Here is a 21,465-nt window from a genome sequence, read left to right on the forward strand (position 1 = left end):
CGGCGTGCCTGGCGGCATGTGCAACACCTCTCTGTGCCGTTTCCCACGGCCGGGAGAGGCGCAAGAGCCGGCCTGCATGCCAAGGAAATGAGTGGGACGGGATAAACTGCGCGGCATGAGCACTCCTGAACATTCCCCGCTCGGCAAGAGCACCGTCTACGCCGACCGCTACGACCCCAGCCTGCTGTTTCCGATACCGCGCGAGATCAAGCGCGCGGAGATCGGCGTGGCCGAACCGCTGCCGTTCCATGGCGTCGACATCTGGAACGCCTACGAACTGTCGTGGCTCGACCCGCGCGGCAAGCCCGTGGTGGCGCTGGCCGAGTTCCGCGTACCGGCGGCTTCGCCGAACATCATCGAATCGAAGTCGTTCAAGCTCTACTTGAACGGTTTTGCGCAGGAACGCATCGCCGACACCGCCACGCTTGTCGCCACGCTGGCACGCGACCTGTCCGCCGCGGCGGGCGCCGCGGTCGAGGTGCAACTCCGTGACGCGAATGCGGCGGCATACGCCGTCGCCGATCTGGACGGCCATTCGCTCGACCGGCAGGATATCGCCATCGATCACTACGGCCCGCCGCAAGCGGATTTCCTGCATACGGATGCCGGTGCCGGCCCGGTCGCGGAAACCCTCGTCTCGCACCTGCTGCGCTCGAACTGCCCGGTCACCGGCCAGCCGGACTGGGGCAGCGTGCAGATCGCCTATCGGGGCGCGCCGATCGATCGCGCCGGCCTGCTGCGTTACCTGGTCTCGTTCCGCGATCACAACGAATTCCACGAACAATGCGTGGAGCGGATCTTCGTCGACGTGATGCAGCGTTGCGCCCCGCAAGAACTCAGCGTTTATGCGCGCTACACCCGCCGCGGCGGCCTGGACATCAATCCCTTCCGCAGCAGCACGCCGGCCACGCCGGGCAATCCGCGCACGGTTCGCCAATAAGCGCCACGCGGCCGACGCAACGCACGATCATCCGGTAATCCACGCTTCACGTGGTCGGCGCTAGCCTCGGCAGACTGATCGAGGCAGCGCGTGAGAGCGCACCAGCATCGCCGCGTCACCGCCACTGGAGTTTCGCATGACACGTTCCGCACGCTATGCCGCGCTATGCAGCGCCTGTCTTGCCGGACTCCTGCTCAGTGCCTGCGGCAAGCATCCGGCACCGGCACCGGCGCCGGCGCCAGCCAGCCAACCCGCCGCCAGGCCCACCGTCACGACGCCTGCCGCCAAACCTGCGTCAAGCGCCACCACGCCACCAGCCCATAGCGGTACCGCGGCCAACCCCGTCGCACCGGCCATGGCAGCCAGTGCTGCGCTCAGCGTGGCCAGTGTGACGCTCGGCAACGCGGTCAATGCGGCGCATCAGGTGGATCAGGCCAGCGACCGCTTCGCGCCCGGCGACAAGGTCATCTACGCCAGCGTCGCCACCACCGGCCGCAGCAGCGGAGCGACACTCAACGCCAGATGGAGCTATCTGGAAGGCCAGGGCCTGCTGGTCAACAACTTCAGCCAGGCGATCGCCACCGATGGCCCGGCCGTCACCACCTTCATGGTGCAGAACCCGGACCTGTGGCCGGAAGGCAAGTACAAGGTCGAGATCTCGCTCGACGGCAAGCCGGTCGCCACGCAGAACTTCGAAATCGCCAAGCCCTGATCCGCGCAGCTCCCTGGTTGACCTGCGGTACCCCGTGGCGCCGCAGGTATGGCTAACGAGTCGGCACAGCTGCCACGCCACCGACCGCTGCCTTGGGCTCGACCGGGAGTCCGCCAGGTAGCGTTCTATGCCACCGCCTCAGGGCGCAGTGGATTGCCTGCCTGCCGGATCTTGCGCGCCAATCCTCCCTGCACGCCGTAGGTCGCCGCAACCAGCGCATCATCCACTTTGCCTTCCAATTGCATCGTGTGATACCTCACCGCGAGCTCGGTGGCCAGGGAATAGGCCTTCAGATCGTTATAGAGCGAAAAGACATGCAGCATCTCGGCGGGTGAAGCGCCACTCAGGAGATCGCCCAGCGCGCGCTCCCAGGCGATCGTGGACCAGTTCGGCGTCGGATGTACCGCGATCCATTCACGGCCACTCAGATTGCTGTACGTGCGCAGCGGATTCTCGAGGTCGGTCTGCGCCAGATAGCCTTCGAGCGCGTGGAGATTGTGGTCAATTTCGGCCGTCACCAACGCCCTGGCTGTTTGCGTGCGCGCGATCCTTGCCGCCCGCTCCTGTTCGCGCTGCGTTCTGGCGGCAAGGCGAACCGCGACGATCGATATGACGGCACCGATGGCGGCGCCGACCAGGGTCCCGATCAGACCGACCAGGGCATCCGAACTCGGCGCCTTGTCGCGCACGGGTTCGGCAGCAACGGAGGCAACTGCTGTTGCCGACGCCCGCTGGTCCGCCGGCACTGCCCGGGCAACCGCGCACGCAAGACAAAGTGCCGCAACAAGAACGAAATGCCGGTGCATGAGTTTCCCCCACTTCCCCCCGAAGCATGATGCGGTGCAGGCTGGTTGGCATCCTGCAACGAGCGTATATCGATCCTAGTGCCTGTGCAGTTCCACGAGGGGCATTCGCCTGCCACGCAGCATGCATTGCACGGATCCACGCAGCCGCTCCGCCAGCGGCAGCATGGCATTGGAAATATCGTAGAGGCAGAATTGGTGCGCCCGGCGGGATTCGAACCCACGACCCCTGCCTTCGGAGGGCAGTACTCTATCCAGCTGAGCTACGGGCGCATGTATGGCCGCGCGGTGGCCGGCGAAGAGGCCGGCACCACGAGGGCGCAGTATAGCGGAGTTGGCAAGACGCGCCCATGCGGGCGGTGAGGCGACAGTCCGCCGCGAGCCACTCACCCCCTCGCCCTCTCCCCGCCAAGGGAGAGGGGAAGGCGGCCTCAGCGGGCCTTGAGCAGGTCGGCCAGCGTGTCGGGCTTGCTGCTGTCGCGTACCAGGTGCGGGTATTTCAGGCCGCCGTGGTAGTCGACGCGGATGGTCTTGTACTGGTCGAAGTTCTTCACCAGCAGCTCGATGCCCTGGCTCTTGTCCTTCGCGGCGGCGGTGACTGCATCCTTGAGTGCATCGGCGTCGTAGTCGTGGCCGTTGACGGCGACCACGCTCATGCTGGGCGAGATGCCGGCCTTGAACGCCGGGCCGTCCCACAGCACGTCGCCGATGGCGCCGTCCTTGCCGACCGAGAGGCCGAGCGAATAGGTGAGGTCGGCGAAATGACGGCGCGCCTCCACCGCCTTCACCGCCGGAGATGGCTGGTCGGTGTAGACCAGCTTCCAGCCGTGGCCCTCGATGCCGCCGATCAACGGACCATGGCCGTCCAGGCGCGTGCGCAGGTAGCTGGCCCAGTCGAACGGCTCGATGCCGTTGAGCGTCTTCACCACGTCGTCGAAGGTATAGGTATTGGCGGCCCACTCGCCGTTGGCCATGCCGAAGAACGCCTTGCCGAAATCGTCGATGGAATGCCTGCCCTTGCTCAGCTCGCGCAGCTTGGCGTCGACATCGAGCCAGATCATCTGGCCGCCGGAGTAATAGTCCTCGCTGCCCTGGTAGTTGCGGTACGGCAACGGTGCGCGCTCGGCGATGATCGGATCGTTGGTGGTGTCCTGGATATTGCGCCAGCTGGCGAGGCCGGGACGGCCCTGGTCGTAGGTGGCGGCGACGAAGGCAAGCATGTCGCGGGCCTGATCTTCGGTCCACAGACCCGAGCGCGCAGCCATCACGTAACCCCAGAACTGGGTTTGGCCCTCGTACACCCACAGCAGCGAATCCTGCATCGCCACGTTGAAATTCGGCGTCCACAGGTCGGCCGGGCGGCGGTACTTGCCGTCCCACGAATGGTTGAATTCGTGCGGCAGCAGGTCGCGCAGCACCGCGTTCTTGTCCCATTCGGTGAAGTAGCTGGTGCCGACGCCATCCTCGCTGGAGCGGTGATGCTCCAGGCCGTTGCCGCTCATCTTGTCGCTGAGCGAGAACAGGAAGTCGTAGTGATCATAGTGGTGCGCGCCGTACAGCTTGTACATCTGCTGCACCAGGTTCTGGTGTGCCTTCAGCTGCGCCGGGGAGATCTCCAGGTACTTCGGCGCATCCGCCACGATGTCCATGTGCACCGGCGCCTTCGCGCCCGGATCCAGGTCGACGCGCTTGAAATACTTGCCGGCGTAGATCGGCGAATCGACCAGGTCGTTGTAGCTGATCGGCTTGAAATGCACGGTGTCGCCATCGCGCGAGGCTACCTCCAGCGCGCTGCCGAACTGCCAGCCGGCGGGAAATTTCACGCTGGCCTCCGCCATGATGCGGCGGCTGTAGTAGCCGGCCGGATACAGCGTGTTGGCATTCCACTGCAGGTTGAGCATTTCCGGCGTCATCACCACGCGGCCCTCGCGGGTGCTCTGCGGCGACAGGAACTGGAAATCCACCTCGATGCTGCTGGCATCCTGCGGCACCTCGACGTGGAACGCGTAGACGTTCAGCGTGTCGCGCTTCCACGGCAGCACCTTGCCGTTGGCGGTCACCACCAGTCCGGCCAGCTTGTCGATCGGGCCGGTCGGCGAATGGTTGCCCGGCAGCCACTGCGGATACAGCAGGGTCAGCGGACCCGGCTGCGCCGGCACCACCTCGTGCACGCGGAAGATGCGATGGGCCACGTCGGTGGCATCCACGCTGATCTTCAATGTGCCCTGATACGGCACATCCTGCGGCACCGGGACATCCGCCAGCGCGGCGAAGCTGGCCAGCCCGAAGGCGGTGGCGACAAGGGCGGAAGCGAGACGGGTGACTTTCAAAGCATTCTCCAGCAAGGGCATGAGGATGGATCCGGAACGGTCAACCAGGCCGTGAAGCCGGTCAGGCACAGGCAAACCGCGCCGTGATAGCTGTCACGACACGGATTCAAGGCGTCGATGCTAGACCTCCAGCGCCGCGCTTACCCCATGCCGAAGGTCATGATCCTGGACCGGACCGGTCGCCGTATGCATGCTGTCGCGATCATGGCATTCATCTTGCTGCGCACATGCCGACACCCCTACTTCCCCACAGTCACTGGTAGATGCATGTCCGCCCTGTTCACCCACCATCAGCGCGCCGCTGACCCGGATCAGCACCGCGAGTACACCCGCTATCTGGCGCAGCAGATGGGGCCGCTGATCCACGCGCTGATGCTGCTGGGCGTGCTGGCCTATGTCATAGCGACCGTTGCCGGCACGCTCTTCGGCGTTTCGATGTTGCCGCTGCCGCTGCGCCTGCTGCCGATCCTGCCGCTATTGCTGGTGGCGGCGGCAACCCGGCGTGTGGAGCGGCCATGGCTGCTCAGCCTGCTGACCCTCCTGTGCGTGCTGCTGCTGGAAATCGGCATCAACTTCAACGGCATCGGCCACGTGCAGGGGCAACCCTGGATCATGCCGGGCCTGTTGCTGCCGGTGGCCACGTCGGTGATCTGGCTCGGTAGCTGGGACTTCGCCATCGCGATGGCACTGTGCGCCTTCGGGCCGCTGCCGATGCTGCTGTTGCGCAGCACGCACGGCGTCTACGTCGTCCAGTACCTGGTCTACATGGCGATCGCCATTGCACTGTCGGCCGTGCTGCGTGCATTCGTGACACACATCCTGTTCGAGCAATACCGGCTGGAACGCCGGCTGCGCGAGCAAGCCAACACCGACGGCCTCACCGGCTTGCTGTTGCGCAACCGTTTCCTCGAACTGGCGCGACTCGCCCTGGCTGATATCTGCCGCGAGCAGAAACCGGTGTGCATGCTGTTCCTGGACGCCGACCACTTCAAGCAGCTCAACGACGACCACGGCCATGCCGCCGGCGACGCCGCGCTGGTGGCCTTGGCCGCGACCCTGCGCGCGCAGACGCGGGCGACCGACCTGATCGGCCGCATCGGCGGCGAGGAATTCGCCCTGCTGCTGCCCGGCCTCAATCTGACCCAGGCCAGCCAGCGGGCCGAGCAGCTGCGGCTGGCCGTGCATTCGATCCCGCGTCCGGATGGCATGCTGACCGTCAGCATCGGCATCGCCGAATGCAGCCATCCCGGCGAGGTAGTCGAAACCCTGCTGGCACGCGCCGATCAAGCCATGCGCCGCGCCAAGAACGGCGGGCGCGACCGTATCGTCAACGCCTGATCACGCTGGCGGCGTTGCTGCGCAACCGCGCTGCGCAGCAGCACCGCCGCCGGCTGCAGGGCATTGAACACCAGCGCAAGCGGCGCGCTGGTGCAGGCTAGCCTATGGCGCCAGCTTGCTGTGGCGGATGCCGTAGCCGAAATAGATCAGGCAACCGAACAGCATCCAGTAGACAAACCGCTCGTAGGTCACCCACGGCAGGCCGTAGATCAGAACGGCGGAGAACAGGATGCCCAGCGGCGCGGTGAACCACACCGCCGGCGTGCGGAAGTTGCGCTGCAGTTCCGGCCGCCGCGCACGCAGCAACATGATCGAGCCGCAAATGATGATGAAGGCGCTGAGCGTGCCGATGTTCACCAGCTCGGCCACCTCGCCGATCGGCAGCAGGCCGGCGACCAGCGCCGTGAACAGGCCAAGGATGATGGTTGGTCGCGCCGGCGTGCCGAAGCGCGGGCTGACTTTCGCGAACCAGCCCGGCAGCAGGCCGTCGCGCGCCAGCGCGAACCAGATCCGCGCCGCGCCCAGCATGAAGGCGAACAACACGCTGGTGACGCCGATCACCGCGGCGATCGCGATGATGATGCTGAGCCAGTGCAGCCCGATCGATTCGAACGCATCGGACACCGACGCATCGCCGCCGAGGTGGCTGTACGGCGTGATGCCAGTGAGCACCAGCGACACCGCGATGTACAGCACCATCGCGATCGCGAGCGACAGCAGCACCGCACGCGGCAGGTCGCGCTGGGGATGCTTGGCCTCCTCCGCCGCCGTGGTCAACGTGTCGTAGCCGAACACCGCGAAGAACACCACGCTGGCGCCGGTCAGCACGCCCTGCCAGCCGAAGTGGCCGAGCCCGGTGGTGGCGTCGACGATGCGCGCGGGGATGAACGGATGCCAGTTCGCGGTGTTGATGTAGAACACGCCCACCAGCACCACCAGCAGCACGCCGATCACCTTGATCGTCACCACCGCCGTGTTGAAGCGCGCACCCCATTCGGTGCGCACCGTCAGCAGCAGGGCGACGGCCAGCGACACGCCAGCGGCGATCACGTTGAAGCGGTGGCCATCGCTCGGCGCGGCAATCGCGGTCGCGCCGTGCGCGCCGAACGCCTGCTGCAGGTAGTACTGCATGGTCTGCGCGCTCATGCTCTGCTGCGCCCATTCGGGCAGATGCACGCCGGCGGAGTTCAGCAACACCTGCACGTAGCCGGACCAGCCGATCGCCACCACCGCGACCACCAGCGCGTATTCCAGCAGCAGGTCCCAGCCGATGATCCAGGCGACGAATTCGCCGAGCACCGCATAGCCATAGGTGTAGGCGCTGCCGGTGACCGGGATCAGCCCGGCGAACTCGGCGTAGCACAGGGCCGCACAGGCGCTGCCGAGACCGGCGATGATGAAGCTGAGCGCCACCGCCGGCCCGGCATTGGTCGCCGCCTGCTGGCCGGCCAGCACGAAGATGCCGACGCCGATGATGCCGCCGATGCCGATCGCGGTGAGCTGCCACAGCCCCAGCACGCGGCGGAAATCGCCACGCGAGCCCACCTCCGCCTGCAACTGCTCGACCGACTTGTGACGCACCAGCTTGCTGAAGAAACCCATCGCATGACCCTCGGAAACAAGCGGCGATCATAGCGAATGCGTCAGGGCGCACACAGCGCAGTGCAACACGCAGGCCAACGGATCGGTAAATCGGCGACAGCAAAGACCCGGCGGCACACCTGTCGATGCGCTATCGACTCAGCCCGGCTGGAGCCGCTCCGCCAAAGCGGGACGACTGATGCAGCCACGGCAACGCCAGCGCACTGAGGCCGAACACTACTGCGATGACCAGCGCAATCCGGCCATCAAGATGACCGATACCGAACCAGCGACCCAGCAGCAGTGGCACCAGCGCCGTCGCCAGCACGCGCAACCCTTCCACCCACCGTGCCCAGCGTCGTCCTTCCATCAATGCACCCAGCACACAGAGGCCAGCCACCAGATACAGCGCGTAGGCCAGCAGCGCCGACAGGCTGGCTGCACCGGCCATGCCGAGGAATTGCGTGGTCATCCCCAGCAGCAGCGCAAACTGCACCAGCGCATAGAGCATCACGGCCTTCGGCACCGGCGGATCGAAGCGCTCGCTAGGCATCACGAAGGCCGGCTTCGGATAGCGCGCCGCCACGTCAGCCGGCCGCCAGCCCGGCGGCTTCAGCCACAGCAGCAGCTTGTCGCGCCAGCGCTGCGCATGCCACGCATCCACGGCCGTATGCCAGTACACCTCCGCATTCGCCCACAACGGATTCCAGCTGCGCAGCGGTGAACGGGTGCCGTACACCGGCGGGTCGTTGTCGTCTTCCTCGACGAAACTGCCGAACAGCCGGTCCCACAGGATCAGGATGCCGCCATAGTTGCGGTCGAGATAGCGGTCGTTCACCGCGTGGTGCGCACGATGGTTCGACGGCGAGCAGAACACCCGGTCGAACCAGCCAAGCCGGCCGATCTGTTCGGTATGCACCCAGAACTGGTACAGCAGGTCGATCAGCGCCACGATCACGAAGACCTTGAGCGGCACACCGAGCACGGCCAGCGGCAGATAGAACAGCCAGCCCAGCAACGCACCGCTGCCGGTCTGGCGCAGCGCGGTGGACAGGTTGTAGTGCTCGCTCTGGTGATGCACCACGTGCGCGGCCCACAGGATGTTCACCTCGTGGCCGCAGCGATGCAGCCAGTAGTAGCAGAAGTCGTACATCAGCAATGCACCAGCCCATACCCACAGGCTGTCCGCCGATAGCGTGAACAGCGCCAGATGCTGCACGCACCAGGCATAGATGCCGAACGTCAGCAGCTTGCTGAATACCCCGACGATCTGCGAGATCACCCCGAGCCCGATGCTGTTCATCGCGTCATTGGTAGCGTACGCGCGCCGGCCACGCAGCTTCGCCACCAGCAGTTCGATCCCGATAAGCAGGAAGAACACCGGGGTGGCCCAGGTGATGATGAGTTCCGGCGTGTTCACTGCGCAGCACCTGCCTCGACCAGAGTGTCGTCGCGCTGCACCGAGCGCGCGATCCACCACAGGGCCAGATAATACGTCGATAACACCCACAGGCTCGATAACGGGATCGCGGCGTGGAAACGGTTCCACGCCAGCAGGCTGTCGCTGAGCATGAACAGCACGGCACCGATGGCGGCACGGCGCGCGCCGCCACGCCGCGCATCGCCGCGCCGCGCGAACATCCCCGCACGCGCCAGCGCCTGTCCGCCCATGCTGGGAAGCACCACGACGTAGACGATCACCGGCAGCCGCAGCGCCGCACCGATCGAACCCCACAGCAGACACAGTTTGATCGCCGCATAGCCCCAGGCGGCGATCAGCCACCGCGGGCGCACGGCAAAACGGCTGTCGCCGAGAAACGCCGCAAGAAAGCACAGGTGGCCGAACAGGAAGGCCAGCAGCCCCGGCACGAACAGGTCCTGCGGCAACATCAACAGCACGTCGCCGAGCAGCGAACAGGCGATGCCGGCCGAAATCCAGCGCCGGTAGCGCGTCGACAGCGCCGGTTGTGCACGCCATGCGAGCAGCAGAATCAGCACCGTGGCCAGCGGCTTGCACAGCCAGTGCAGCACTCGCCAGCGATCGACCGGCGCCGGGCCGGCCAGCAGGGCGCCAAGGATCGCCGCCACCGCTGCGATCAGCGTGAAAGCAGCGAGCCCTGCACGCTTCTTCGCTGGCCAGGTGGCTGATGACATCACCGACATGCACGATCCTTGCGAAACCGAATCCGCCGATCATAGTCACGAGTCGACCGCGATTCACAGCGGCAGCGTCCCGTGCCGCCCACACGCAAACGGCGTGACCCGCAAGGACCACGCCGCCGTGCATGGACGACCCGCTCAGAGCTTCGCGTTGATGTTGATGAAGAACTGCCGCGGCGCACCCGCCTGCAGGGTCTGGTTGTAGCCGTTCGGATCGGAAGCCACGTAACCGTTGGTGCCGGTGGTGGCGAAGTAATGCTTGTTCAGCAGGTTGCTGATGTTCAGGCCCACGCTGACGTTCTTCAGCACCGAGACCGCGCCGAGGTCGTAGTTCAGGCCGGCATTGAACAGCCAGTACGACGGCACCTCGGAGTCGTTGATGTAGGTGATGTAGCGCCGGCCAGTGTACTTGCCGTCGAGGTTGGCGCTCCACGCCCCGTAGCTGTAGCTCAAGTCGCTGGTGAACATCCAGGTCGGGATGCCCACCACGTACTTGCCGGCGGTGGCCACCACGCCATTGTCGAGGTAGTTGTCCTGGTACTTCGAGCTGTCGTACGACAGCGAGTTGAGCCAGCGCACGTGCGCGACCGGCTTCCAGATCACCGCCAGGTCGAGACCGGTGCTCTTTACCGAACCGACGTTGTTGAGCACGGCCGAACAGGTCACCACGGCCGGGCACGGCGTCACCGACAGCAGGCGGTTGCTGAAGTGGGTGAGGTAGGCATCGGCCGAGGCCTCGAAAGTGTCGCCATGCACGCGGTAGCCCAGTTCCAGGGTCTGCGACTGTTCCGGCTTCAGCGTGTCCTTGCTGGCATCGAACGCCTTCTGCGACTGGGTGAACGGCAAGATGCCGTAGGAGTCCATGTTCTTGCTGTACGAGGCATAGACATCCTGCTGGCTGTCCAGCTTGTAGTCGACGCCGGCCTGCGGCAGGAAGCCGTTGCTGGCGACGATGCGCCCCGCGGCATAGCTGCTGGGGAACAGCGACGTGGCGGTGGTGGTGGTGTTCAGCGCCTTGCTGCCGAAGTTGACGGTCAGCCTGTCATCCAGCAGGTGGATGGTGTCTTCCACGTAGCCCATGCGGGTGGTGGTGTCGTAGTTCTGGAAGAAGCCGCGCGCCATCGGCGCCTCGCTTGCGTAGAAATCGCTGAGATAGGTGTACTGGCCGCTCAGCGCGAAATAGTTGCGCTCCTGGTTGTTGTTGGCGCTTTCGCCCCACACGCCAAGCTCGATCTCGTTGTTGCCCAGCGCGAACTGCAGCGAGCCGGTAGCGCCGGTGCGGTCGAGGCCGTAGTCGGTGGTGCGCATGGCGATCGGCACGGTGGGCGACGAGGCCAGGTACGGCGTGGCCCACTGCCCTTCGCCACGGTCGTCGTGGTTGTACGCGCCCACGTTCAGCGTGGTACTGCCGCCGAGGTTGAACGAGCCGCTCAAGGCCGCCAGCTTGTCGTGGCGGATGCCGCCGCCGGCGTAGTAGTTCACGTCGCCCTTGTCGTAGTCCGCCGGCAGACCGTTCAACGAGGCGGGATAGGGACCCTTGCCCGCGATCGCATTGGCCACCTGCACGGCCTGCGCCCAGTCCGGCTGCCAGTAGTCGTAGTTCCAGCCCAGCACGCGCTGGCTGGTCAGCGACAGATCCTGGTAGTCGTATTCCTTGCGCCTGGAATCGTCGACGAACAGGCTGATGCGGTTGCCGTCGCCCCACTGGTAGACGCTCTTCAGGTTGATCTGGTCCGATTTCTGGTCGCCGTAGCCCTTCCATTTGCCGGTATCGGCGTGGTCGTACGACAGATACGTCGAGAAGCCGTTGTAGTCGCCGGTATCCAGCCGCACGAAGCTGCGGTGGGTGCTGTCTGAGCCGAACATCTGGTTGACGCGCGCGCCGGCCACGCTGTCCGGGTCGGCCGAGAAGAACTGGATGGTGCCGCCGAGGTTGGAGCTGGATGCCGTACCCAGCGCACCGGCGCCCTGCGCCAGTTCCACCGTGCTGATGTTGTCGCTGGTGATCGCGCGGGTGATCTGCAGGCCGTTGGTGACGCCGTAACTCATGTTGCCGAGCGGAATGCCGTCGAGCGTGAAGCCGAGACGGCTCTGGTCGAAGCCATGCAGGGTGATCTGGGTGGACCACTCGTAAGCACCCCACGGATCGGACGACTGGAAGTTCACGCCCGGCAGCTTGTCGATCGCCTTCAGCGGGCTGCTGCCCGGCGCAAGCACCTTGATGTCCTCGCTGGTGACCTTCTGGATCTGCCGGGTTTCACCGGCGGCCACCACGGTGACCGCCTCCATCGTCTTAGCCTTGCCGCTGTCGGGCGCGGCGCTGGCGGCGTCGTTCGGCGCGGATGTGCTGGCCGGCAACGCCGTTCCGTCCGTGGTGGCGGCAAGCAGCGCCCCGCCGTAAAGCACACTCGAGATGGCCAGCGCGAACGCTGTCCGGCGAATCGAAACCGTGCGGATAGACATGCAGAATCCTTCGCGCAGGCATTCGCCATGAATGCCCACGTCACATGGTGAGGGAGTCCACCGGAGCCCCTCCGGTGGGTGTCCGCAAAGCTTGATGTGCGCATGTGATACGGCCGTTACACCTGTATGTACGAATGCGTATGGACGTCCATATCCGATCCGCCTGCAGCAGGATGTTGCGGATTCATGCCGACTGAAATCCGGGTGGCGCATCCGGGCCTTCGTTCGGCCATGTGCAGGCATTTCACTGGTCGAGCACCGGGACTTGACCCATCAATATATTTCCACGATTCTAGAAATATGAAATCCAATGACGCTCTTGCCTGTCTCAACGCCCTGTCCCAGGAGCACCGCCTGAACCTGTTCCGCCTGCTCGTCCAGGCTGGCGAAGACGGCATGGCCGTGGGCGAACTGGCTGCGGCCAGCGGCCTGCCCGGAGCCACGCTCACCAACCACCTGCACATCCTGCGAAGGGCCGGCATGGTCAGCGATGAACGCCAGGGCCGCGTCATCCAGTGCCGTGCGAACTACCGGCAGATGAACGCGCTGCTCGGCTTCCTCACCGAGAACTGCTGTGCGGGAACGGATGACACGGGCTGCTGCACAACCGCAGTCGCGTGCAAGCCAACCCGGAAACCGCGATGAACAACCATCGCATGCACCCACCAACCGACATGAAGCGCGTGCTTTTCGTATGCGTCGAGAATTCCAACCGCAGCCAGATGGCGGAGGCGTTCGCGCACATCCACGGGGGCGACGGCGTCGTGGCCCTGAGTGCAGGCTCGCGACCGTCGGGCGTGATCAACCCCAAGGCGATCCGGTTCATGCAGGAACTGGGGTATGACCTCACCACGCACACCTCGAAATCGCTCGATGAAGTCGAGGGCGAATTCGACGCGGTGATCACCATGGGCTGCGGCGATGCCTGCCCGCTGGTGCCGGCCAGACGCCGCGAGGACTGGGCCTTGCCTGACCCCGGGCAGATGGACGATGACGCCTATCGGGCCGTTCGCGACGAGATCGCCGTGCGCGTGCGCACCCTGCTGGCCGCGCTCCGATGAACCTATGGCGCAAACTGCTGGCCGAGTTCATCGGCACCACGCTGCTGCTGGCCGCCGTGGTCGGCTCCGGCATCATGGGTGTGGCCCTGGCCGGCGGCAACGATGCGGTCGCCCTGCTCGCCAATGCCGCCGCCACCGCAGGCGCGCTCTACGTTCTCATCGTGTTGTTCGGGCCGCTCTCGGGCGCGCACTTCAACCCGGTCGTCACCCTCGCGATGCGCATCCATGGCGAGATCAGCAGCCGCGAGATGGCGGCCTATGTCGCCGTGCAGATCGTCGCCGCGATAGTTGGCGTGATGCTGGCGCACGCCATGTTTGACCTGCCGCTGATCCAGCCTGGCACGCATGTCCGCACGGGCGCGGCGCTATGGATCAGCGAAGGCGTGGCGACCTACGGCTTGCTGCTGACCATCCTGCTGGGGCGTCGCCACCGACCCGCGGCGATTCCCGCCCTGGTGGCAAGCTACATCTTCGCCGCCTACTGGTTCACCGCCAGCACCTCGTTCGCGAACCCGGCGGTGACCCTGGCACGCTCATTGACCCGCACATTCGCCGGCATCCGGCCCGAGGATGTCGGCGGCTTCATGCTTGCCCAGCTTGCCGGAGCGCTGCTAGGCTGCGCCACCGCGCTTGCCCTGCGTACCGCAGCGGCCGGCGCCTCGCCGGTCACCGCTGGACCAGCCGCCTGAACTCCCTTCGCGCAAATCACTGCTGACGCGATGGTCCGCCGAGCAAGGCCTTGCCCTGCGCCTGCGGCAGCTGCACACCCAGCAGCATGGCCAGCGTGGGTGCGATGTCGCGCATGTCGATCGAGCCGAAGTCCTTGCCGGCGGGTACGCCCTGCCCGGCGATCAGGAAGGTCGAGCGCATCTCCGGCAGCGCTGCCGCATAGCCATGCATGCCCAGGTAGTGTCCGGGCGACAGCAGCGGCACATCCGGCTTGATGGCCATTTCATAGCCCAGCCGGAATTGCACGAACCAGCTGGCCATCGACGTGCCGCCCTGTGCCATGACCTGCGAATGGTCCAGCACCTGCGCGATGCCGTACTGCGGGTCGCCCTGCAATCGCTTCAGCAACGCCGCGACCTTCAGCTTGATCGTGTCATTGGCAGGATCGCGCAGCACGATCGCCGCGCTGCCGCCGTCGTTCCAAGGCATCGCCTGCCAGTCGCTCACTTCGCCGTCCTTCAGCGTGATCAGCCCGGCCTGGATGAACGGCAGGTAGAGGTTGACGTCGTGCTGCACCGGCGCGAAGCCGTGATCGGACACGATCGCCACGACGCCATCCGGATGCACGCGCTGCGCGGCCGCCACCAGCTCGCCGATCAGCCGGTCGATGCCTTCGAGCACCTCACGTGATGCAGGCGTATCCGGCCCGCTCGCATGCTGCTGGGTGTCCAGCGCGGTGAGGTAGGCGGTCATGAAGTACGGCTTGCGCGTTTCCAGCAGCTTGATCGCGAAGCGCGTGCGGTTCCGGTCGCCGGGCAAGTCCTCGGCGATGCCGTCGGCATACGGGCCGAGGTCCCGCTCCAGGGACGGCAGCAAGCCGGGCGTGGCCAGCGCAGCGAGCAGCTTGCGGTCGTCCGCGGTGCCGGTGCGCCAGATCTGCGGCAGGTTCCAGTCCACCTGCGCGCCCACGCTGACCGGCCAGTGCACGTTCGCCGTGCTCAGGCCGGCCGCATGCGCGGCGTCCCACAAGGTGGGCACCTTGATGTCGCTGGCGTACCAGTCCCAGCCCTGCTGGTTCTTGTTGTAAGGGTCGAAGGTGAGATTGCCGCCGATGCCGTGCAGCTGCGGCGACACGCCGGTGATCAGGGTGGTGTGGCTGGGATAGGTCAACGTGGGCAGCACGCCGCGCACGTCATGCGCATGCGCGCCGCGCTGCAGGAACGCCTCGAGATTCGGCAACGCCAGGCCGTGCTGGCGCGCCTGCAGCACGTCGGCCGGACGCAGGCCATCGATCGAGATCAGCAGCACCGGTGTGGCGATCGCCTGCGCGCACGACAACACGGCAGACACACCGAAGGACAACGCGAGCAGAAGACGGCGCATGCAGATTCCAGCGTAGGACGAAGGTGCCGCGCATGCTCGGGCAGCCACGCTGCAGTCGCGTGACAGGCATGCGTCGATTCCGCTCAGCGTATGGAGAGCGCCTTGCGGCCGATCGCCGGATCGTCGGTGAAGAACGCATCGATGCCGGCATCGAGATAGACGCGGATCTGCGCGATCAGCCCGGCTTCGTTGTACGTTTTCGGATCGCTGCCCAGCCAGAAATCCTTCGCCAGGAACTGGTTCTCCGGACGGAAGGTGTACGGATGCAGCTCCAGTCCTGCCGCATGCGCATCGTGCACCAGCGTGGTCGGCGTACCCAGGTGGCCGTCGGCCGTGCGCGGGATGATCGCCTCGATGTTCGGGCCGATCGCATCCGCGTAGCGCGCGACCTCGTGCAGGCCGGCCGGCTTCAGCATCTCGCCATAGCTGAGCTCGCCACCCGCGATGACGACGTCATAAGGCTGTTGATCGGCATCATCGATCAGCTGCAGCAGGCGGATGTTGGGATGCGCGCTGCCCAGCTTGCCGCGTAGATATTTCAGGTTGGCGACCTCGAACGACTGGATCTCCACCGGTGCCGTGCGCGTGTAGCCGTGCGCCGCCAGCGTGGCCAGCAGCCGGTCTTCCATCGGCAGGCCCAGCCGCTGGAAATAGCTGCCGTGCTTGATCTCGGGAATGATCCCGATCGGCCGCCCGAGCACGGTCGATTCGGCAGCGACGAAGTCGATGATCTCGGCCAGCGCGGGGACTTGGAACTCGCCGTCATACTTCGTGCTGCGCAGCTGCGGCAGGCGTTCGCGCGCGCGCAGCGTCTTCAGCTCGGCCAGGGTGAAATCCTCGGTGAACCAGCCGGTCTCGGCATGGCCGTCGATTGTCTTGGTGGTCTTGCGCGCGGCGAACTCCGGATGATCGGCCACGTCGGTGGTGCCGCCGATCTCGTTCTCGTGGCGCGCCACCAGCACGCCGTCCCGGGTCATCACCAGGTCCGGCTCGACGAAGTCGGCGCCATCGGCGATCGCCCTGCCGTAGGAGGCCAGCGTGTGTTCCGGCCGCCACGCCGGCGCGCCGCGATGGCCGATCACCAGCACCTTCGCGGCCAGCGGCTTTTCATGGGCAGGCGCGGCAACGGGCAGCATGGCCAGGACTCCGGCGGCAAGGGCGATGGTCAAGCATAGATGTTTCATGGGTCCACTCGGGGCAGCACGCGACACGTGCAGCATCGTGCCCACGACATATGCAACGGCGTTGACATGATCCGCGTCGCTCCGCATTCCGCTCGGCCACCTGCCGCAGAGAGTCGTGGCTGGCGGCAGACACCGCGGCGGCGGCAAGGTGTGCCCACGGCCTGCACACCCACAAAGCCGCCGGCGTTTCAGCCCCGCAAACGCCCAGCCTCAGAACTTGCCGGAGATGCTGATCCCGAACGTCCGCGGCGCACCGGGAATATAGGTTGGCAGTCCAAAGTCCTCGCCGGTGTTGCCGCCATCGATCAGGTATTTCTTGTTGGCAAGATTGCTGCCCCAGAGACCCACATCCCAGCGGCCGTGGTCGAAGGTCACGCCGGTGCGCAGGTTGAGCAGCCCATACGCGGCCTGCACATAGCTGGGATTGTTGCTGTCCTCGAAGAATACCTTCGAGCGCCAGGTGTAGCTGGGCCGGAAATAGAACGCGCGACTGTCGGCCAGCGGGACGTTCCACAGCACGCCCAGCGACACCGAGTTGTCCGGTGCCAGGCGCAGGTGGTTGCCGGCGTACTGCTGCGGGTTGCCGTTCTGGTCGGTGTCGTCGAAACGCGCGTGCAGGTAGCTGTAGTTGAGGAAGGCGCTGAAGTCGTCGGTAAACGCCTGTTGCAGCGAAGCCTCGAAACCCGGCGCATGCGCACGGCCGGAGTTCACCGCGATGTACTGGCCGTTCTGGTACACCTGACTCTGGAAATTGGTGTAGTCGTAATAGAACGCGGACAGGTCATAGGCGAACTTGCCCTCGTCCGCCGAGCCCTTGACGCCGACCTCGTAGTTCCACAGGGTTTCCGCCGGCAGCACCACCTTCGAATAGCTGCCGTCGGGATTGACGTTGAACTGCAGCGCATCCGGCCGGCGCCCGCGCGACACGCTGACATAGGCATTGATGTCGTCGTTGACGCGCCAGCTGCCGATCAGGCGGCCGACCACCGAGTTGGTGCTCTTCGCATCGGTGAGCAGGCCGTTGGTCGGCGCGAACAGGTCGTTCGGCGCCGTGATGCCGTTGACGCCGGCACCGAACAGCGCCAGCGCCGGGCCGATGCTGGCCGCGTGGGAACCGGTGGCATTGAACACCTGGTAGCCGGCAGTGATGTCCTCGTGCGACGCACGCAGGCCGCCGGTGATGTCGAAGCTGTCGGTGAGGTGGTAGGTGCCATCCATGAACAGCTCGTACGAGCGCGTGCTGCCGCGGTTCTGGAAGCCCTCGCGCTCGTCCGGGTTGAGCGGCGCGTTGAGCAGCGGGATGGCGGCGTAAGGCTGGTTCGGCTGGTAGTTCGAGGTAAGCAGCGGCGGGTTGTTCGGCCCGAAGAGCAGATTGACCAGGCCAGGATCGAGCCCGCGCGCGATCGGCAGCAGGGCCAGCAGCAGGCTGCGTTCGTCGGTGCTGAACGGCACCGTCTGGCTGCCGTTCTCGTAGAAGAAGTTGGCGCCGACGAAACCGGTGAAGCGACCGCCGCTGTCGTAGTTGAAGCGGATTTCCTGGCTGGCCTGGTGGCTGTTGGAATGGTTGCCGAAATTGAGCATGTCGAGCTGCGAACCGTCGGCATCGAACTGTTCGTCGGAAGTCAACTTGCGCAGACCGGTAGTGGTGTTCAGCGTCCAGTCGTCGCTGAGCCGGAAGCTGCCCAGCGCGGCGAGGCTGTAGACCTTGCGGTGGATGCCCAGCGCACTGCCTTCGTTGAGATCGGCGGCACCGAACAGGTTGGTCGAGCCCTGGCTGTTGGGCAGCAGGCTGCGGAAATCGGTGCCCGGCGGCGTGTCGTACTGGTAGTTGGCGACCACGTCGATGGCGCTCTGTTCACCGGTCTTGATGTGCACGCTGGCGCGGATCGCCCGGGTGTCCTCGCCATTGAGCGTGCCGCCGGCGAGGTTCTTGATGTAGCCGTCGTGCTCGCTGTCGTAGACCGCCACGCGCGCATCCACGTCGGCGCCGAGCGGCGTATTGAAGAAGCCGGTGAGCATGCGGCTGGAGTAATTGCCGAACTCGGCGGTGAAGCCGCCCGAGGTGGTGTCGTTGGCCTTGTTGTCGATCAGCGAGAGCGCGCCGCTCTCGGCGCCACGGCCGAACAGGGTGCCCTGCGGGCCGCGCAATACCTCGATCCGGTCCATGTCGTACAAGGCCACGATCGAGCCGACCGCACGGCTGATGTCCACCCCGTCCTGGAACACCGACACACGCCCAGGCGTGTTGGCCGAGGTGTCGTCGGTGGTGATGCCGCGTATCGCTATGCTGGGTGTGTTCGGACTCTGCACCTGCACCTGCACGCCCGGCGCGTAACGGCCCAGGTCGTCCATGTGGGTGATGCCGAGCGTCTTCAGGAAATTGCCGGAATACGCCGAGATCGATATCGGCACATCCTTTTCCTGCTGTTCGCGCTTCTGCGCCGTCACCACGATGGTGTTCAGGTTGACGGCGCTGCTGGATGGCGGCGCGCTGGAGGCCGCCGCCGGCGCATCGGGGCTGTCCGGCTGCGCATGCACCAGCAGCGGCATGCCCAGCAACAGGCAGGAAATGGTCAGAGAGAGGCTGCGACGGCGCGGCGCCCACAGCAAGTTGCTGGCGACCTGGATCAACATGTTTTCCCCTTGATGCCCCATGGAATGGCGACCCGAAGTTTGGCCCGCCGCGCTATCCGCTGTCCATGACAGTCCATGCCGCAGGGCAGCAATACATGCAGGCCCGCGTTTCGCCCATTCGGGCATGGGCCGTGCCGTCGACCGCAAACTGCAACATGCGCAAGGCAGCATGTCGCGTTCACCGCCATCCGGGTTGCCTCATGAGCACTGCGTTCCGCCGCCTGTCGCCCTTCCTGCTTGCCCTTGCCCTGCTGTCCGCGCTGCCTGGCACGCAGGCGGCCTCCGCCAGCACGGGGTCGAGGCCGCACCGGGTGATCCTGTTCGTGTGGGACGGCATGCGGCCGGATGCGCTCAGCGCCGAGGACACGCCGAACCTGCTGGCGCTGGCACAGCGTGGCAGCCGCTTCGATGACAACCATTCGACCTATCCCACCTTCACCATGGCGAACGCATCGAGCTTCGCCACCGGCGCCTTCCCCGGCCCGCTCGGTTTCTATGGCAACCGCTTCTGGGCACCGGGCGCCAGCGGTCTCAACGCCAAGGGTGCGGCTGCGGATTTCCGCGACCCGATCTACACCGAAGACTATGCGGTGCTGCGCGATCTGGATGCACACTTCGAGCACGAGCTGCTGGAACTGCCCACGCTGTTCGCCGCCGCGCAGAAGGCCGGCCTGACCACGGCCGCGGTCGGCAAGTCCGGCCCCGCGTTCCTGCAGGACTACAGGCAAGGCGGCGTGATCCTCGACGAGAACACCGCGCTGCCGCTGGCCTTCGCCAAGGAACTGCAGCAGGCCGGTTATCCGTTGCCCGCGCATGCCGCCAACACCTATCCGGCCCGCCAGCTCAGCCTGCGCGAGGACAACGACTCGCCCACCGAGCAGGGCAAGATGGTGACGCTGAAGGATGGCGTCACCGCCGATGCCACCGCCGCCGCGGAGACCACGCCGGCACCGGCCAATGCCTGGATGATGAAGGTGTACCTCGACGTGATCCTGCCGAAGCACCGGCCCGATCTCAGCGTGGTGTGGCTGCGCAACCCGGACACCACCCAGCATCTGTACGGCGTCGGCTCGCCGGAATTCCATCTGGCGCTGCGCGCGCAGGACGAGCTGCTCGGCCAGTTGGAGGCCCGGCTGCAGCAACTCGGCATGGCGCAGGACACGGACATCATCGTGGTGTCCGACCACGGCCACAGCAACATCGCCGGCCCGCGCGACCTGTTTCCGCTGCGCCAGATCAACGATGGCCGCGTCGCCGGCATCGACAACGACTGGGGCTATTCCGTCTCCGGCGGCATCCGCCTGGCCGACCAGCTCGCACAGGCCGGCTTCAGCGCATTCGACGGCAGCGGCTGCATGTACGTGCCGGTGATGAGCGGACTGCGCGCCGACGGCAGCCCGTTGCAGCCGACCCGCTACGACGATGACGGCCGCCTGTGCGGCAAGCCCGGCGCGTACACCACGCCCAGCTACCTTGTGCCGCAGACCCTGCCGAAGAACGCGCTGGTGATCGCCTCCAACGGCGGCACCGAATACCTCTACCTGCCCGGACACGACGCGGCCCTGGTCAGGCGCACGGTGCGCTTCCTGCAGTCGCGCGAATACATCGGCGCGATCTTCGTGGCGAAACGCTACGGCGACATCCCCGGCACCTTGCCGGCGGAAAGCGTGCATCTGGAAAACGCCGCGCGCGGGCCGGACATCATCATCAGCTACGCCTGGGATGCCGACGCGGTGATCCAGGGTTTCCGCGGCACCGAATACGCCAGCCAGGCGAACGAGCGCGGCGAGCACGGCAGCTTCAGCCCGATCGATGTGCACAACACCCTGCTCGCCGCCGGCCCCGGCTTCCAGCAGGGCTTCCACGATCCGCTACCCAGCGGCAATGTCGACGTCGCCCCCACCATCGCCGCCCTGCTCGGACTGTCGCTGCCGAAGGCGCAGGGTCGCGCACTGCACGAGGCACTGACCGGCGCCTTGATGCGCCCGCTGTCCGGCTATCGGGTGAAAGCGGCCGTGTTGCAGCCGAAACAGCCGGCCACGGGGTTGTCCATGCAACGCATCGACGGCAGCCCGCTGAACACCACCCACTTCGACTTCGCCGTGAAGCTCAAGCAGCTCAGCACCGACGGCAAGAGCTGGACCTACTTCGACCAGGCGGGGCCGGAGCGGCATTGAGCGCGGATCGAACCGCAGCGATCGGTTGCA

16 protein-coding genes and 1 tRNA gene are annotated in these 21,465 nt (G+C 65.9%); 7 read left to right on the plus strand and 10 right to left on the minus strand.

Annotation, left to right across the window (positions count from 1 at the left end; translation table 11 throughout):
* The first annotated feature begins 115 nt into the window (after window positions 1–115).
* Complete coding sequence (gene queF / locus B0E46_RS11625; RefSeq protein ID WP_077555947.1) at window positions 116–940, plus strand: NADPH-dependent 7-cyano-7-deazaguanine reductase QueF; 825 nt, start codon at window positions 116–118, stop codon at window positions 938–940.
* A 136-nt stretch (window positions 941–1,076) separates the two neighbouring features.
* A complete protein-coding gene (locus B0E46_RS17740) occupies window positions 1,077–1,652 on the plus strand; it encodes a lipase chaperone (protein ID WP_077555948.1) in 576 nt (191 codons plus the stop codon).
* A 125-nt stretch (window positions 1,653–1,777) separates the two neighbouring features.
* Here the strand turns inward: B0E46_RS17740 and B0E46_RS11635 are convergent, their stop codons facing one another.
* The 3 genes from B0E46_RS11635 to B0E46_RS11645 all read right to left on the minus strand — a co-directional run bounded on the left by B0E46_RS11635 (window position 1,778) and on the right by B0E46_RS11645 (window position 4,785).
* Window positions 1,778–2,458 carry a hypothetical protein gene (locus B0E46_RS11635; RefSeq protein ID WP_139350519.1) on the minus strand — a complete coding sequence of 227 codons (681 nt, stop codon included), beginning with the start codon at window positions 2,456–2,458 and terminating at the stop codon, window positions 1,778–1,780.
* Window positions 2,459–2,651: 193 nt separating this feature from the next.
* A tRNA-Arg gene (locus B0E46_RS11640) sits at window positions 2,652–2,728 on the minus strand.
* A gap of 158 nt (window positions 2,729–2,886) precedes the next feature.
* Window positions 2,887–4,785 (minus strand): M61 family metallopeptidase, encoded by a 1,899-nt coding sequence (locus tag B0E46_RS11645; RefSeq protein WP_077556055.1) that lies wholly within the window; start codon window positions 4,783–4,785, stop codon window positions 2,887–2,889.
* A gap of 267 nt (window positions 4,786–5,052) precedes the next feature.
* On the opposite strand from B0E46_RS11645, the gene B0E46_RS11650 reads away from it, so the two are divergent.
* Entirely contained in the window at window positions 5,053–6,123 is a 1,071-nt protein-coding gene (locus B0E46_RS11650; protein ID WP_077555950.1) for a GGDEF domain-containing protein, read from the plus strand.
* 102 nt (window positions 6,124–6,225) lie between these two features.
* Here the strand turns inward: B0E46_RS11650 and B0E46_RS11655 are convergent, their stop codons facing one another.
* The 4 genes from B0E46_RS11655 to B0E46_RS11670 all read right to left on the minus strand — a co-directional run bounded on the left by B0E46_RS11655 (window position 6,226) and on the right by B0E46_RS11670 (window position 12,327).
* Complete coding sequence (locus tag B0E46_RS11655) at window positions 6,226–7,725, minus strand: amino acid permease (protein WP_077555951.1); 1,500 nt, start codon at window positions 7,723–7,725, stop codon at window positions 6,226–6,228.
* Window positions 7,726–7,855: 130 nt separating this feature from the next.
* Complete coding sequence (locus B0E46_RS11660; protein WP_077555952.1) at window positions 7,856–9,124, minus strand: sterol desaturase family protein; 1,269 nt, start codon at window positions 9,122–9,124, stop codon at window positions 7,856–7,858.
* Window positions 9,121–9,867 carry a lysoplasmalogenase gene (locus tag B0E46_RS11665; protein WP_077555953.1) on the minus strand — a complete coding sequence of 249 codons (747 nt, stop codon included), beginning with the start codon at window positions 9,865–9,867 and terminating at the stop codon, window positions 9,121–9,123. Before B0E46_RS11665 ends, B0E46_RS11660 begins: the two co-directional genes overlap by 4 nt.
* Before the next feature lie 135 nt (window positions 9,868–10,002).
* Window positions 10,003–12,327, minus strand: coding sequence for a TonB-dependent receptor (locus B0E46_RS11670; protein WP_077555954.1), 2,325 nt, complete (start codon window positions 12,325–12,327; stop codon window positions 10,003–10,005).
* 186 nt (window positions 12,328–12,513) lie between these two features.
* On the opposite strand from B0E46_RS11670, the gene B0E46_RS11675 reads away from it, so the two are divergent.
* The 3 genes from B0E46_RS11675 to B0E46_RS11685 are packed head-to-tail and all read left to right on the plus strand — an operon-like array spanning window position 12,514 to window position 14,077.
* Entirely contained in the window at window positions 12,514–12,972 is a 459-nt protein-coding gene (locus tag B0E46_RS11675) for a metalloregulator ArsR/SmtB family transcription factor (protein ID WP_254425131.1), read from the plus strand.
* A complete protein-coding gene (locus tag B0E46_RS11680) occupies window positions 12,969–13,388 on the plus strand; it encodes an arsenate reductase ArsC (RefSeq protein WP_254425132.1) in 420 nt (139 codons plus the stop codon). Before B0E46_RS11675 ends, B0E46_RS11680 begins: the two co-directional genes overlap by 4 nt.
* The gene (locus B0E46_RS11685; RefSeq protein ID WP_077555957.1) at window positions 13,385–14,077 is read left to right on the plus strand and encodes an MIP/aquaporin family protein; all 693 of its coding nucleotides are present in this window, start codon (window positions 13,385–13,387) and stop codon (window positions 14,075–14,077) included. Before B0E46_RS11680 ends, B0E46_RS11685 begins: the two co-directional genes overlap by 4 nt.
* A 16-nt stretch (window positions 14,078–14,093) precedes the next feature.
* Here the strand turns inward: B0E46_RS11685 and B0E46_RS11690 are convergent, their stop codons facing one another.
* The 3 genes from B0E46_RS11690 to B0E46_RS11700 form a co-directional block, all read right to left on the minus strand.
* Entirely contained in the window at window positions 14,094–15,440 is a 1,347-nt protein-coding gene (locus tag B0E46_RS11690) for an ectonucleotide pyrophosphatase/phosphodiesterase (protein WP_077555958.1), read from the minus strand.
* A gap of 83 nt (window positions 15,441–15,523) precedes the next feature.
* On the minus strand, window positions 15,524–16,576 hold the full coding sequence (locus B0E46_RS11695; RefSeq protein WP_254425150.1) for a glycerophosphodiester phosphodiesterase: 1,053 nt from the start codon (window positions 16,574–16,576) through the stop codon (window positions 15,524–15,526).
* A gap of 258 nt (window positions 16,577–16,834) precedes the next feature.
* Window positions 16,835–19,258, minus strand: coding sequence for a TonB-dependent receptor (locus tag B0E46_RS11700; protein ID WP_168171192.1), 2,424 nt, complete (start codon window positions 19,256–19,258; stop codon window positions 16,835–16,837).
* A 200-nt stretch (window positions 19,259–19,458) separates the two neighbouring features.
* Between B0E46_RS11700 and B0E46_RS11705 the strand changes: the two genes are divergently transcribed.
* Window positions 19,459–21,435 (plus strand): alkaline phosphatase family protein, encoded by a 1,977-nt coding sequence (locus tag B0E46_RS11705; protein ID WP_077555961.1) that lies wholly within the window; start codon window positions 19,459–19,461, stop codon window positions 21,433–21,435.
* Window positions 21,436–21,465 lie beyond the last annotated feature (30 nt).

The organism is Rhodanobacter sp. B04 (genome assembly GCF_002001125.1).
GTDB lineage: Bacteria > Pseudomonadota > Gammaproteobacteria > Xanthomonadales > Rhodanobacteraceae > Rhodanobacter.